Consider the following 15383-nt stretch of genomic DNA (forward strand, 5'->3'; position numbering starts at 1 on the left):
AATTTGAATTAATGATTATCTCTGGGTATGCCTTTTTTCGCGATTGCCTGATATTTCGTAGCCCCGCGAAGCACCATACCTTCAGAAAACGGCTCAACCAGTCCACGGAAATACTCCTGCCAAGGTGATTGATGCCCAGGATGATCATACCCCCCACTTGCCTCATATTCAGCCCTACGTGCCGCCAATTCCTCATCAGAAATCACGATATCAGCTGAACATGCATTGAGATCAATGCGCACAGTGTCTCCTGTTTTAACGAGTGCTAATCCGCCACCCGTCGCAGCTTCAGGCGAAGCATTCAAAATTGAAGGCGAACCTGACGTTCCCGATTGGCGGCCGTCACCCACGCATGGAAGAGCTTCAATACCTTCTTTAAGCAGATAGCTCGGTGGACGCATATTGACCACTTCTGCACCGCCCGGATAACCGACGGGCCCAGCACCACGCATAATGAGAATACAATGCTCATCGATATTAAGTTCCGGATTGTCAATGCGATGGTGGAAATCCTCCGGTCCATCAAAAACAATTGCCCTGCCCTCAAATGCATTTGGGCTATCAGGATTAGACAGATAACGCGCACGAAAATCAGGCGAAATCGCACTGGTTTTCATAATAGCGGAATCAAATAGATTGCCTTTCAAATTTACAAAACCAGCATCAGGCTTCATTGGACTTGAAATCGGTTTGATCACATCGTCATTTTCAATTTTAACATCCGCACAGTTTTCAGCCATAGTTTGACCATTCGCTGTGACCGCATCTGGATGAGGCAACAAATCATTGGCAATTAACTCACCTATCACCGCAGGTACACCGCCAGCGCGGTGATAATCTTCACCTAAATATTCACCGACTGGCTGCAAGTTTACCATCATGGGAATTTTATGGCCGATATTCTGCCAGTCCTGATTATCAAGCGATACGCCAAGGTGACGCGCAATCGCATTTAAGTGGATCGGTGCATTGGTTGATCCACCAATGGCAGAATTGACAACGATCGCATTTTCAAATGCTTCACGTGTCATAATCTTTGTTGGAGTGAGGTCCTCCCACACCATATCAACAATCCGGCGACCCGTTTCATAAGAAATTTGTCCCCGCTCACGATAAGGTGCCGGAATTGCAGCTGATCCAGGCAATTGCATACCCAATGCCTCGGCCAGTGAATTCATCGTTGTTGCTGTACCCATCGTATTACAATAACCAACAGAAGGCGCAGAAGATGCAACAAGATCCATCATCCCTGCATCATCAATCTCTCCCTTGGCATGCAATTCACGTGCTTTCCACATGATGGTGCCGGAACCTGTCCGCTTGCCTTGATACCAACCATTGAGCATTGGCCCCACAGACAAAGCAATCGCAGGAATATTGACTGTCGCAGCTGCCATGAGCAAAGCTGGTGTCGTTTTATCGCAGCCAATTGTCAGAACCACACCATCAATTGGATAGCCATAAAGCGTTTCCACAAGTGATAGATATGCAAGGTTACGATCCAGCATCGCAGTCGGGCGTTTGCCGGTTTCTTGGATAGGATGCACGGGAATCTCAATAACCGTACCACCCATTGCAATCACACCATCACGCACGCGCTTTGCCAGCTCTATGTGATGTCGGTTACACGGCGAAAGGTCAGATCCCGTTTGTGCGATACCAATAATTGGCTTGCCTGATTGCAGCTCTTCACGCGTGAGCCCATAGTTTAAATAACGCTCCAAATAAAGCGCTGTCATCTCTGCATTATCTGGGTTATTAAACCATTGTTTGGATCTTAAATCCTCAGGTTTGACTATCTTTTTTGACATTATTTTCTCCAGGAATATTTAGCCGGCCCAGCCGCCGTCAATCAGCATGGTCTGTCCGGTTGTGAACGCGCTTTCATCAGATGCAAGATAAACAGCAAGTGCACCAACTTCCTCAGGTGAACCAATACGGCCCATGGGTTGGCGCGCGATGAAGGCTTTGCGCGCTTCTTCATAATCACCCATTGCATGCAAACGATCTTCAAGCGATGGACTTTGAATAGTGCCCGGGCAAATCGCATTGCATCGCACACCCGTTTTTATGTGATCAACGGCAACAGATTTGGTCAACCCGATCACCGCCGCTTTTGTTGTGCCATATACAAATCGGTTTGGCGCACCAATGATTGATGAGGCCGCCGATGACATATTGATGATCGACCCATTTCCCTTTTCAAGCATGGCCGGGATGAACGCCTTGATAGTTCTGAACATCGATTTCACGTTGAGATCAAAAGCAAAATCCCACTCATCATCCGTACAATCAGATATTGTTCCTGCATGTACAAATCCAGCGCAATTAAACAAAATGTCGGGCGAGAATTTTTGCGCAGCAGCAGCTACATCTTCATCGGAACGTACATCCAGTTTATGCGTTGTTACGTTTTCAAGACCCAAATCATCCAATTGTGCCAGCAATTCTTCATTCAGGTCAGTTGCGATGACCGCAGCACCTTCAGTTGCCATTGCAATGGCAGTTGATTTACCAATGCCCTGCCCTGCAGCAGTTAACAATGCGGTTTTCCCAGCTAATCTATTTGTCATTTCGCATCCTCCAGAAACCTATTAATATCTTCAATTATTTTTCGCATCGCCCGGCGTGAATGACTAACCGGATTTATGCAGATGATTTGTGAGTGCAGTTTGACAGGCCAAAACATCACGCTCCAACGCAGCATTTAATATGTTCAAATGTTCTTTGATATTATCCTGACGAAACCCAGAGCCTTCTGAAACGGCTAACATATGCATGCGGTGGAGATCGTAAATATCCCGGTGTTTTTTTATCAACAACGACGATCCACAGCGAGAGATCAAAGTCTCATGAAATTCCCACTCGCAATCGCACCAGATATCAAATAACTCTTCGCTATTCTGGTCTGCCTTAAATTTGTTTTCCACATGCGCCAATTTATGGTGAGTCGCTGCAAGTTGGGCTTCCCATTCAAGTCCACCATTTTCAATAGATAAGCGCGCACCCTCGCATTCAATTAATATTCGGTGCTCAACAGCCTCATTACATAATTCAAGTGAAGCAAGCGGTACTTTAAAGCCTTTATGCTCCTGAAACTCCACCAAACCATCGCATGATAATCTGAATAAAATTTCCCGCAACTGGCTGGCAGAGCAATCATATTGTAAGCGCAATTCTTCCGGCTTGAGCTTTTGACCGGGGTCAAACTGTGCAGAAATAAGCCTTCGGCGAAAATCCCAATAGATATCGACACTTCCATCGCTGCTTTTATCTAACAATCTGGCTTCCATACCATCCCTTTAAGGTTTGTGGCGCGATTTTTATCCAACGCTACATGTCGCATAAAACATGGATGGCACATTTTTTTGATAAAAACTAGTATTTTCGTGAATTTTAAATTTTCACAAAAATACGGATATTTTTGTTTAACCCTTGTGAGCATCGTTCATTCTTGATACCAATGTATACAAAGATACAGTGCACATATATTTGAAGTGTCCCAAAAATGCTTCATCCGAGGAGTAAAAGTGACTGATTTTGTTAAACTAAATGGCGCAGACAATGTTGTGACTGTGACACGCGCTATAGAATTGGGCGCAGAAATTTCGGGCATTACATCAAATCAAAGCGTCCCACGCGGACATAAAATTGCTGTTTCCGACATTGCCATTGGCGAACCAATTTTAAAATATGCACAAAAAATTGGATATGCCAGCCAACAGATTAAAGCGGGCGACCACGTACATACCCACAATGTAGAATTTCGGAACGTGGATTCAGAATATGAGTATTCAACCAATATTTGCGAAGTCAAATCCGCAAACGACAATCAAATTGATACGTTTTTGGGCTACCGCCGCGAAAACGGTAAAGTGGGCACCCGCAATTATATAGCGATTGTCACATCGGTGAACTGTTCAGCAACCGCAGCGCGACGAATTGCAGATGCATTTGGTCCTGAAGAGCTTAAAGACTATCCCAATGTCGATGGTGTTGTGGCCTTTGTGCATGGCACTGGCTGCGGCATGGCCGACAGCGGGGATGGCATGGATGCATTGCAACGCGTTATGTGGGGTTATGCTCGGCATCCAAACCATGCTGGCGTTTTAATGCTAGGCTTGGGATGTGAAATGAACCAAATTGACTGGCTGCTCGAAGCCTATGATCTTAAACAAGGTCCGCTTTTTCATACCATGAACATTCAAGACGTTGCAGGTTTGCGCATAACCGTGGAAAAAGGCATTGAACGCATCAAACAAATGCTGCCCGAAGCCAACAAATTTACCCGTGAACCCTGCCCTGCATCTGAATTAAAAGTTGGGTTACAATGCGGGGGGTCAGATGCTTGGTCAGGTATCACCGCCAACCCCGCGTTAGGATATGCATCGGATTTAATTGCTGCACAAAAAGGCACGGCATTGCTTGCGGAAACTCCCGAAATTTATGGCGCTGAACACTTACTTCTCCAACGCGTGCGCGACAAAAAAACCGGCGACAAACTTCTTGGTTTAATCCGCTGGTGGGAAGATTACACTGTGCGCAACAAAGGTTCGATGGATAACAATCCTTCACCGGGGAATAAAAAAGGTGGCTTAACAACAATCTTAGAAAAGTCGCTTGGTGCATCAGCAAAGGGTGGAACATCGCCGCTCAATGCAGTTTATAAATATGGGGAAGAAATCCGAAGCGAGGGCTTTGCATTTATGGATTCACCTGGATACGATCCGGCTTCAGTGACCGGGCAAATTGCCAGCGGATGCAACATAATTGTTTTCACAACGGGACGTGGATCTGCATTTGGTTCAAAACCTGCACCAACTATTAAAGTTGCCAGCAATTCAATCATGTATAGCCGCATGAGCGAAGATATGGATATCAATGCCGGCGACATGCTTGAGGGCGTGACACTGGAAGAAAAAGGTCGTGAAATGTACAAGCTCATTTTGCGCGTGGCATCTGGTGAAAAATCAAAATCCGAAGCTCAAGGGCTCGGCGACCATGAATTTGTACCATGGCAAATAGGCGCGGTGATGTAGCCTCCCAAAATCTCTTTCAACAATACGAATACTGAATTAGGACATTTAAAAATGACACAGCAAAAAATTGGATTTATCGGTCTGGGTTTGATGGGTGCGGCAATGGTCGACCGCCTGCTCGACAAAGGTTATGACTTAATAGTGATGGGCAACAAATCGCGCCCGCGCATCGACAAGGCAATCTCCCGCGGAGCGGTTGAGGCGACTTCAGCAAAAGATTTAGCTGAAAAATCTGACATTATCATGTTGTGCATGGATACGTCGCAATCTGTGGAATCGCGTATGTTCGGCGATGATGGCGTACTTGCAGGGCTCAAAGAAGGTTCTGTTGTCATCGATTTTGGCACATCATTACCAAGCTCAACAAAAATGCTTGGTGAAAAAGTAGCAGAAAAAGGTGGTCAATATTTAGATGGTCCGCTTGGACGCACGCCGTCACATGCGCTTGAAGGCAAGCTCAACATCATGACGTCAGGTGATGAAGCTGCATTTAACAGCATTAAGTCTGTGCTTGAAGATCTTGGTGAAAATGTCTTCTTCCTTGGTGAACTTGCAACAGGTCATACTATTAAACTGATCAATAATTTCTTTGCGATGACAACAGCATCTGCAATGTCGGAAGCATTTGTTATGGCTGATAAAGCAGGTGTTGATAGACAAAAAGTCTATGACGTTATGTCAGCAGGCCCTGTGCATTCCATGATGATGGATTTTGTTAAAGCCTTTGCAATTGACGGCAACCCAGAAAATCTAGCTTTTGCCATCAAAAACGCATCCAAAGATGTCGGATATTACGGGCAAATGGCAGATGATTTAGGCGTTGAAAGCATTATGTCGAAATCAGCTCGCACGGCGCTCACGTCAGCAATTGACGAAGGAATGGGCGACAATCTGGTACCAGAAATGGTCAACTTCTTTGAGAAGAAATTTAACTCTTAAAACGTTCAGGCTATTCGCTTAATCATCATCAAGCGAGTAGCCAAACCCACGAATTGTGCGAACTGGATCTGTTTTTCCAGTTTGCTTAAGCGCTTTGCGCAAACGCCCCACATGCACATCAACAGTTCTTAGATCGATATCGCTGTTCATACCCCAAACGCGATCAAGCAATTGTTCACGGCTCCAAACGCGGCCTGGCTTTTCAAGTAAGAACACCAACAAACGAAATTCTGTCGGCCCAAGCTTAATCGTATCTTCGCCATAGGTAACGCGATGACGTTCAAGATCAACATGCAACTCGCCATAAGATAGCGATTGTTTTGCTGTGCTAGGGCGTGCTCTGCGCAATGTTGCACGCACTCGGGCCATCAATTCTGTTACCGAATATGGCTTAACGATATAATCATCAGCGCCGGTATCAAGACCACGCACGCGATCGGTTTCTTCACCACGCGCAGTTAGCATAATCACCGGTATTTCCGATGTTTCTTTCTTGCGCTTGAGCTGGCGACAGACTTCTATGCCAGACAAGTTAGGCAGCATCCAATCGAGTAAAATGATGTCGGGGATGACTTCCTCAGCGCATAAAAGCCCTTCTTCACCATCAATTGCTCTGGAAACGCTAAAACCTTCTTTTTCAAGGTTATAAGCGAGCAATTCCATTTGCGGCGGTTCATCTTCTACGACTAAAACTCTTGCGGCTGAAAAGTCTGACATAAGGAATTCCCTTTTTGTCTAATTAGGCTTTATTCGTCCAAATCAACGGTGATGGATGATGTTAGATCGCTCTTGGCGCGATCATCATCAGGCAAAGCACCGCTAACCATATAATGCACTTGCTCTGCAATATTCGTTGTATGATCACCCATACGCTCAAAGTTTTTCGCAATGAACAACAGGTGCATACACGATGTGATATTGCGCGGATTTTCCATCATATAAGTCAGTAATTCACGGAAAAGCGTATTGTGAATAAGATCCACATCTTCATCTTTGTGACGCCAATGATCGGCCATCTCTTTGTCGCGCGCGACATATGAATCCACAACACCGCGGATCATGTCCTGCACGATTTCACTCATACGGGAGATCGTTTCATTTGATGATCCCAAAGGGGTAAGTTCTGTAACAACAGACGCACGCTTTGCAACATTTTTAGCGTAGTCACCAATGCGTTCAAGATTGCTCACCATTTTTAGTGCAACCACGACGGCACGCAGATCCTGCGCCATTGGTTGGCGTTGAACTAGAATACGGATCGCCATATCACCAATTTCTGTTTCAAGCTGATCCACGCGCTTATCGGACGCACGAATGCTTTCAACAAGCTCCAAATCTTGTTTGAGCAAGCATGTTACGCAATCATTGACCTGCGCTTCAACAAGCCCGGCCATTTCTAGAACGAGCGTTTCAACAGTCTTAAGATCATTATCAAAAGACGTTACAATATGGGCATCTTTGTTCATTTTGCTCTCCACTAACCAATACGGCCAGTAATGTAATTTTCTGTGCGATCATCTTGCGGATTGGTGAAGATTTGATCCGTGTCACCATGCTCAACCAAATTGCCCAAATGGAAAAATGCGGTCTTTTGAGAGACACGTGCAGCCTGCTGCATTGAGTGTGTTACGATGATGATCGTAAAGCGCTCGCGTAACTCATCAATTAGCTCTTCCACGACAGCCGTAGCAATTGGATCAAGCGCAGAGCATGGCTCATCCATCAAGATAACTTTTGGTTCAATCGCAATGGCACGCGCAATACACAAACGTTGCTGCTGCCCACCAGATAAACCAGTGCCTTGTTCATGAAGACGATCTTTAACTTCTTCCCAGAGGCCAGCACGTTTTAAGCTATGCTCAACAACGTAATCCATTTCATCTTTCGATGTCACAGTTTTATGGATACGCGGGCCATAAGCCACATTATCATAAATTGATTTCGGGAACGGATTAGGTTTTTGGAAAACCATACCGACATGCGCACGAAGCGCCACAACATCAACATCTTTAGAATAGATGTCTTGGTTTTCAATAATCACCTGACCTTCAACACGGGCAATATCAACAAGATCATTCATCCGGTTAATACAACGCAAGAAGGTTGATTTACCGCAACCCGATGGACCGATTAGGGATGTGACCTGGTGTTTTTGAAAGTCAATATCGATCCCAAACAGAGCTTGTTTTTCGCCATAATAAACTTCAACACCTTTGGCCTGAATAATCGGACCATTTTCATCCAGTGTTTTTTCAAACTCGCTCATTTTTTGTTCACTCTCAACAGAATTATTCAACATATCGACCGACCCTTTCCGCTTAGAATCTACGTTCGAATTTGCGACGAAGGACCACCGCCAATAAATTCATCAATACAAGAAAAAGCAAGAGCACTATAATTGCCGCTGATGTTTTTTCCAAGAAACCACGTTGTGGTGCGTCTGCCCAAAGGAAAATCTGAACCGGAAGCGCTGTTGCAGAATCCAGGAACCCTTTTGGAACGTCAGCAATAAAGGCGACCATACCAATCATCAAAAGTGGCGCAGTTTCACCCAAAGCGCGCGCCATACCAACAATCGCGCCGGTTAACATGCCAGGAAGCGCAAGTGGGGCCACATGGTGAAATGTTGTTTGAATGCGGCTTGCACCTATCCCCAACGCTGCTTCGCGAATGGAAGGAGGCACCGCTCTTAAAGATGCGCGAGACGCAATGATAATTGTCGGCAATGTCATAAGAGCTAAAACCATGCCGCCAACCAGTGGAGACGATCTTGGAAAGCCAAAGAAGTTTAGGAAAATCGCCAAGCCCAACAAACCAAATACAATAGATGGCACCGCAGCAAGATTATTGATGTTCACTTCAACAAACTCACTCCAACGATTTTTCTTTGCAAACTCTTCAAGATAAATCGCAGCACCCACACCCATTGGGAATGAAATGACAAAACAGATGACCAAGGTTAGTGCCGATCCGACTAGAGAACTTAAGATACCAGCAAGTTCAGGTTCGCGACTATCACCATTGGTGAAAAAGCGCTTGTTGAATTGGCGTTTGGTTTGTCCGCTTTCAGTCAGCGCATCAACCCAACTAACCTCTGCGTCACTAAATTTACGCTGACTTTCTTCAAGGCCGGTATCAACGCCGCCTTTTAGATAAATATCCGCGTCATCTGATGCAAGCAACCAAACATCCACAACTTGACCAACAGCCTCTGGGTTATCTCTTACATATTGTTTAAGTTCCAGAGCAGCATCCGGGCTCAATAAGCCATAAAGCTTGCGGCGATCTTTGCGGCTTTTCACATCAGGAAAACTCGCTTTGAGAGCATCGCGTACAATTGTTCGGTAAGAAGCACCATCAACATCGCTGGGATCAACATTATCGGGGCCTAGATCGACGGTTAGCTGGATAACGCTTTCACGCAATGCGCCAGATCCTGTCCAGGCAATTGAACCAACCATGACCGCAAGAAAACCGATCGCAAAGATGATCGCAGCTAAACCACTAAGCTTAAAAAGACGCTCAGATGTGTGACGACCTTGAAGGCCAGCCGCTTCTGTTGAAAATGAATTAGTCATATTGCTCTCGGAAATGATTTACAATTTTAAGCGCGATCACGTTCAAGATAAGCGTGATAACAAACAGGAAGAGACCAAGTGCAAAGGCAGATAGCGTTTTAGCACTGTCAAACTCCTGGTCACCAGTTAGCAAAGTTACAATTTGAACGGTAACGGTTGTCACAGCTTCAAACGGATTGAGCGTTAAATTCGCTGCCAAACCTGCAGCCATCACTACAATCATTGTTTCGCCAATCGCACTTGAAGTGGCTAGCAGCAAACTGCCGGCAATTCCCGGAACAGCAGCTGGCAACACGACCTTGCGAACCGTTTCAGCATGGGTTGCACCCATCCCCAGCGACGCATCACGCAACGACTGCGGGACTGAATTGATCACATCATCAGAGAGTGATGACACAAGCGGAACCACCATGATGCCCATGGCGATACCAGCTGCCAGCGCGCTTTCAGATGAAATTTCAAATCCGGCTGTTGCACCCGTGTTGCGAATAAATGGCGCAATCGTAAGCGCGGCAAAGAAGCCGTAAACCACGGAAGGAATACCCGCCAGCATTTCTAGAAGCGGCTTAGCGATTGAACGAGTTCTGCGTGAGGCAAATTCAGCAAGATAAACAGCTGAGGCGAGCCCCAAAGGTGTAGCTATCAACATGGCAATGAAACTGATAAGCAAGGTACCGGTAATCAGCGGAACAGCACCAAATGCGCCACTTGAACCAACAACTTCAGCCGTAATCGCTGTTTGTGGGCTCCAATGTGTACCAAAAAGGAAATCCGCAATGGGAACTTGCTCAAAGAAACGAATTGTTTCAAAAATCAGTGACATAACAATACCGATTGTCACTAGGATAGCTACCGATGCGCAGGCGACCAAAACGATCATGATCAATTTATCTGCAATGCCAGAACTTTTTTTCGCAAACGGATTCACTCCGACAGCAAACTTAGATGAAATATCACTCATCGACCCCACACTCGCATTAGCTATTTAGAAAAAGAAAAGAAACGACGCGGGTATCGTTTAACCCGCGTCGCTTAGTAATCACAAGATTACATTGACAATGGAGCTAGGTCAGCCACAGTTTTTGCAACTGAAGCACGCTCTTCGTCACCCATTGGGATAAGACCTTTATCTGTAAGGTAACCTTCTTCACCCCAAGCATCGTCGCTTGAGAATGCAGCTAAGAATTCTTCCATACCTGGGATCACGCCAACGTGGTCTTTCTTAACGTAGAAGAACAATGAACGTGAAACTGGGTAGTCGCCTGAAGCAATGTCTTCAAATTCTGGTGCAACACCATCAACAAGTGCGCCCTGTAGAACGTCTGAGTTCTGATCAAGGAAGCTAAAGCCGAAGATACCAAACTGTGTTGGAGCAGCTTGAAGCTTTTGAACGATCAAGTTGTCGTTTTCACCAGCTTCGATGAATGCACCGTCTTCACGGATTGAATGACAAAGTGTTTTGTATGCAGAACTGTCTGAACCTTTAAGGTCTTTGATCCATGAGAAAGACTTACAACCGCCTTCCATTGCGATTTCAACAAATGCAGCACGAGTACCAGATGTTGGAGGAGGTCCTAGAACTTCAATTTTTGTTTTTGGAAGCTCAGGACGAATGTCTGACCACATTGTGTATGGGTTAGGCTGAGTTTTGCCATCTTCACCAGCTGGAACGTCTTTAGCAAGAGCTAGGAAAACGTCTTGTAGTGTAAGCTCTAATGGAGCGCTGTCACGTGAGTTAGCAATTACGATACCATCGTAACCGATTTTAACTTCAACGATGTCTTTAATGCCATTTGACGCACAATCATCAACTTGTGACTGCTTGATACGTGCAGAAGCGTTAGTGATGTCTGGGTGCTCTTCACCGATACCGGCACAGAACAACTTCAAACCACCGCCAGTACCTGTTGATTCGATAACTGGTGTTGGGAAATCTGTTTCTTTACCGAAGCGCTCAGCAACAGTCGTTGAGAATGGGAATACTGTTGATGAACCAACGATGCGGATTTCATCACGAGCAGATGCAGCAGAAGTGCTGATTGCAATTGCACAAGCACTAGCAGCAAACGCAGCAACGACTTTGTTAAACTTTGACATTTTTATCTCCTGTCAGAAAAATATGAGCCCGCTTTTTCTATTCATATCGAGCGGATGCGCATCTATCTATCGACGCTTGGCAACACCTTTATGACAGTTATGTTACAGTTTTATGACAGTGGATAAAAACTCGATTTATCTAGATAAAATTCAGCCAATGGGAAGAATAATTTGGAAAGTGGAACCTTCGCCCAGCTCACTTTCAATTTCTAACCGGCCTCTGTGGCGATTAAGAATGTGTTTTACGATCGCAAGACCTAACCCGGTACCACCTTTGATTCGGGACCGACTTTTGTCTGCCCGATAAAAACGCTCAGTTAAACGCGGAATATCCTCAGCTTGTATGCCCTGCCCTTCATCTTTCACAGAAACGATAACCGCTGGTCCATTCACAGCACCAATATTATCAGATAACTCAATTTTCACATCAACGACACTATCCAAGGCACCATACTTGACCGCGTTCTCAACAATATTATGGAAAACCTGGATCAATTCATCATGATCACCCACAATAAGCGTTTCCGAACTCTGATTTGATACATTGATTGTTTTGCGTTCTTTTTCTGCAACTGGAGAAAGGGTGGCGATGACGTGATCCAATATTTGAATAATATCAACTTGCCCTGATGGTCGAATTCGTTCTTTGCCCTGCAATTTGGATAAAGACAAAAGATCATCGATTAACCGCTTCATCCGCGCAGCTTCATTTTCCATGAGAGCTAAAAACCGCTGCCGCGCCTCACCATCGTCCTTTGCTGGACCACGAAGTGTTTCAATAAACCCTGCTAATGCTGTGAGTGGTGAGCGCAATTCATGACTAACATTTGCAACAAACTCGCTGCGCATTAGCTGTGCGTCTCTAATTTGAGATACATCTTCAAATGTAATGGCAATTTTAGCGCCCTTTGCCAGTCCTTCGCCCAATGCATGTAATTTCACCTCAAAGGTAGCGGATGGTGTGGCGCCAATTGTGAGCTCAACTTCAGCGTCTTCTTCGCCTGCATTAATGCGATCAATTGCGGCCAAAAATTCTGGATTACGCACAATACGTACAAGGCTTTCATCAACAATATCGTTACCAAAGCGTTGTCGAGCGGCATGATTTGCGAAGGTAATTTTTCGATTTTGATCGATAAATAGAACACATGCGCTGAGCGCATTTAGAACCTGATCGAGCTTACTAACATCCATTTATCTACCGTTCTTTTGGAATCAAAATTTGAAATTTATTGGTGAACATTTTGATATGACACGTGCATGACATTTTCATAAACCAATCATCTGGCTTTGTCATCAAACGTATTTTGCGCCGTTTTAGCGACATTTTTATTCGCAAAATGAATAGCCGGATGTAAACTGCTCAGACACATTTAGACGAAGGGACAACAATAACTCAAGCTGGAACAGCGAAAATGTCAGAGATTGATTCAGAAACCACAGCGCCTCGTAAAGCCGCCCGTACATTGGGTCGTGCAGGTGGTCGAGCAAGTCGCATTGCGGCGCGCGCAGCTGCACTTCCTGATGAAATGCGCCCTGTTAGACCCGGACTTTCCGGTGGCACCTATAAACCGCTAAGCGACGCTGACATTAAAAAAATCCACGATGCCGCTATCGAGGCACTCGAAGAGATCGGCTTGGCTGATGCGCCGCAGTCCGGCATTGATCTGATGACCAAAGCAGGTGCAGCTCTGGGCGATGATGGTCGTCTGCGTTATCCAAAAAGCGTCATCGAAGATACGCTCGCAATCGCCTGCAAAGATATCACATTGCACGGACGCGACGAACAATTTGATCTGCATCTAGCCGACAAGAAGGTCCATTATGGCTGTGCTGGCGCTGCTGTGCAAATGGCGGAAGTTGAAGATGGAACTTACCGAGATTCTAATCTTGAAGATTTGTACAGAGCCGCGCAGATTGTGCAGGTCATGGATAATATCCATTTCTTCCAACGCCCAATCGTAGCACGCGATGTTCTTGATAATTTGGAGATGGATCTCAACACAATCTACGCGTCTTGCGCGGGGACCACCAAACATATCGGCACCAGCATCAGCGAACCCCATCATATGCCAAAAATGGCTGAATTGATGTACATGATCGCCGGCGGTGAAGATAAGTTTCGCGCTCGACCCTTCATATCTAATACTAACTGCTTTGTTGTTCCTCCGATGAAATTCGCCACCGAAAGCTGCGAAGCGATGGAGTCAGCTATCCTCGCAGGCATGCCTGTGCTACTATTATCTGCGGGTCAAGCAGGTGCTACCGCCCCTGCCCCATTGGCAGCATCCATTGTACAAGCCGTTGCGGAATGCCTAGCTGGCTTGGTTTATGTCAACGCACTCAAACCTGGTCACCCAGCGATTTTCGGCACATGGCCTTTTGTTTCAGATTTAAGATCAGGCGCGATGTCGGGTGGCTCAGGCGAACAAGCATTACTAACTGCAGCTTGCGCGCAAATGCATCATTATTATGGACTGCCTGGTGGAGCAGCCGCTGGGATTGCAGATGCAAAAATGCCAAACATGCAATCAGGCTGGGAACAAGGTATTTCCAACACTCTTGCGGGCATGGCAGGTTTAAACATGGTCTATGAAGCCGTTGGCATGCATGCTTCGCTTTTAGGGTTTTGCCAGGAATCGCTCATTTTAGGCAATGATATGTTGGGGCAAGCGCTTCGTTGCGTGCGCGGCATTGAGGTTACTGATGAAAAAGTTTCTATCGAAGTCATGAGACAGGTTTGTTTGGATGGACCCGGGCATTTCCTTGGACACCAACAAACACTCGATTTGATGCAGACGGAATATGTTTATCCAAAAACAGCAGATCGCTTAAGCCCGAAAGAATGGGAAGAAGTTGGACGCCCAGAACCATTGGTCGAAGCGACCAAGCGCAAACATGAAATTTGGGCCAATGCACCAAAAACACTCATTGATCGTCAAATCGACAGTGAGATCAGATCAAAATTCAATATCTATGTTTGATCGTTGATGGCGTAATCTGGAAGCGCGTCTAGCGCGCTTTTTAATGATTCACCCCATTGATTGGAAATCAATTGATAATAAGGATGAGAAAATTCAATCCTGTCCGTGTGGCCTATCTGTAAGCTGTCTTTTTGATAAGTCTGCACATCCAAGGGCAAATCAACGGATAGGTTTGCCTTGATGGTGGAATCAAATGAGACCAACATTAAACGAATTGCTTCTTCAAATGTCATGTCAGGATCATGCGCACGTACTAAAATCGGTTTACCATATTTGGTCTCGCCGATCTGAAAGAATGGCGTATCCTCGGATGCTTCAATGAAATTCCCTTCAGGGTAGATCAAAAACAGCCGCTGCCCACCACCCTTAATTTGTCCACCTAAAATGATCGTCGCATTAAATGCAGATGAACTTTCCTGACCAGATTGCTCGTGGTTTGCAATGACATCGCGCAGCACTTCACCAATCAATTGCGCCACTTGAAACATTGAGGCAGCAGCAAGAATGGATGGCTCGCGTTCATCTGGCGCTTTTACGCGTTCTTCAAGAAGACTTACGACCGCTTGCGTGGTCGCCAAATTGCCAGCTGTCATGATGGTCAATATCCGTTCACCAGGCACTTCCCAAGTGAACATTTTTTTAAAAATTGAGATATTATCGACGCCGGCGTTAGTGCGTGTGTCGGACATAAAGACCAAGCCATGATTTAAACGCATGGCAACACAGTAAGTCATGAACCCTCCCAC

13 protein-coding genes and 1 pseudogene are annotated in these 15383 nt (G+C 45.6%); 3 read left to right on the forward strand and 11 right to left on the reverse strand.

Going from position 1 to position 15383, the window contains the following annotated elements; translation table 11 throughout:
• Positions 1 to 8: 8 nt before the first annotated feature.
• From ACZ1GZ_RS16040 to ACZ1GZ_RS16050, 3 genes are all read right to left on the reverse strand, one after another.
• Positions 9 to 1811 carry an IlvD/Edd family dehydratase gene (locus ACZ1GZ_RS16040; protein ID WP_472665883.1) on the reverse strand — a complete coding sequence of 601 codons (1803 nt, stop codon included), beginning with the start codon at positions 1809 to 1811 and terminating at the stop codon, positions 9 to 11.
• Positions 1812 to 1829: 18 nt separating this feature from the next.
• Positions 1830 to 2573 (reverse strand): SDR family oxidoreductase, encoded by a 744-nt coding sequence (locus ACZ1GZ_RS16045; protein WP_472665884.1) that lies wholly within the window; start codon positions 2571 to 2573, stop codon positions 1830 to 1832.
• A 63-nt stretch (positions 2574 to 2636) separates the two neighbouring features.
• Positions 2637 to 3281: a GntR family transcriptional regulator gene (locus tag ACZ1GZ_RS16050; protein ID WP_472665885.1), complete on the reverse strand. Its 645-nt coding sequence runs from the start codon at positions 3279 to 3281 to the stop codon at positions 2637 to 2639.
• A 249-nt stretch (positions 3282 to 3530) separates the two neighbouring features.
• Between ACZ1GZ_RS16050 and ACZ1GZ_RS16055 the strand changes: the two genes are divergently transcribed.
• A complete protein-coding gene (locus ACZ1GZ_RS16055; protein WP_472665886.1) occupies positions 3531 to 5039 on the forward strand; it encodes a UxaA family hydrolase in 1509 nt (502 codons plus the stop codon).
• Between the two features lie 9 nt (positions 5040 to 5048).
• On the forward strand, positions 5049 to 5978 hold the full coding sequence (locus ACZ1GZ_RS16060) for an NAD(P)-dependent oxidoreductase (protein ID WP_472668334.1): 930 nt from the start codon (positions 5049 to 5051) through the stop codon (positions 5976 to 5978).
• 18 nt (positions 5979 to 5996) lie between these two features.
• On the opposite strand, the gene phoB is transcribed toward ACZ1GZ_RS16060, so the two are convergent.
• From phoB to ACZ1GZ_RS16095, 7 genes and pseudogenes are all read right to left on the reverse strand, one after another.
• Positions 5997 to 6695, reverse strand: a complete 699-nt coding sequence (gene phoB, locus ACZ1GZ_RS16065; protein ID WP_472665887.1) for a phosphate regulon transcriptional regulator PhoB — start codon at positions 6693 to 6695, stop codon at positions 5997 to 5999.
• Between the two features lie 29 nt (positions 6696 to 6724).
• Complete coding sequence (gene phoU, locus ACZ1GZ_RS16070; RefSeq protein ID WP_472665888.1) at positions 6725 to 7444, reverse strand: phosphate signaling complex protein PhoU; 720 nt, start codon at positions 7442 to 7444, stop codon at positions 6725 to 6727.
• 11 nt (positions 7445 to 7455) lie between these two features.
• Positions 7456 to 8244, reverse strand: coding sequence for a phosphate ABC transporter ATP-binding protein PstB (pstB, locus tag ACZ1GZ_RS16075; RefSeq protein ID WP_472668335.1), 789 nt, complete (start codon positions 8242 to 8244; stop codon positions 7456 to 7458).
• A 52-nt stretch (positions 8245 to 8296) separates the two neighbouring features.
• Entirely contained in the window at positions 8297 to 9556 is a 1260-nt protein-coding gene (gene pstA / locus ACZ1GZ_RS16080) for a phosphate ABC transporter permease PstA (RefSeq protein ID WP_472665889.1), read from the reverse strand.
• Positions 9549 to 10448, reverse strand: a pseudogene (gene pstC, locus ACZ1GZ_RS16085) (phosphate ABC transporter permease subunit PstC); the annotation flags it as partial. The pseudogene pstC and the gene pstA, both read right to left, overlap by 8 nt.
• 155 nt (positions 10449 to 10603) lie before the next feature.
• Complete coding sequence (locus tag ACZ1GZ_RS16090; protein WP_472665890.1) at positions 10604 to 11653, reverse strand: substrate-binding domain-containing protein; 1050 nt, start codon at positions 11651 to 11653, stop codon at positions 10604 to 10606.
• A 150-nt stretch (positions 11654 to 11803) separates the two neighbouring features.
• The gene (locus tag ACZ1GZ_RS16095; RefSeq protein ID WP_472665891.1) at positions 11804 to 12847 is read right to left on the reverse strand and encodes an ATP-binding protein; all 1044 of its coding nucleotides are present in this window, start codon (positions 12845 to 12847) and stop codon (positions 11804 to 11806) included.
• Positions 12848 to 13068: 221 nt separating this feature from the next.
• Between ACZ1GZ_RS16095 and ACZ1GZ_RS16100 the strand changes: the two genes are divergently transcribed.
• The gene (locus ACZ1GZ_RS16100; RefSeq protein ID WP_472665892.1) at positions 13069 to 14637 is read left to right on the forward strand and encodes a trimethylamine methyltransferase family protein; all 1569 of its coding nucleotides are present in this window, start codon (positions 13069 to 13071) and stop codon (positions 14635 to 14637) included.
• Here the strand turns inward: ACZ1GZ_RS16100 and ACZ1GZ_RS16105 are convergent.
• Positions 14628 to 15371: a proteasome-type protease gene (locus ACZ1GZ_RS16105; protein WP_472665893.1), complete on the reverse strand. Its 744-nt coding sequence runs from the start codon at positions 15369 to 15371 to the stop codon at positions 14628 to 14630. The two genes, ACZ1GZ_RS16100 and ACZ1GZ_RS16105, sit on opposite strands and share 10 nt — an antisense overlap.
• Between the last annotated feature and the right edge of the window lie 12 nt (positions 15372 to 15383).

The sequence above is a fragment of the Lentilitoribacter sp. JB5-8 genome (genome assembly GCF_055693385.1).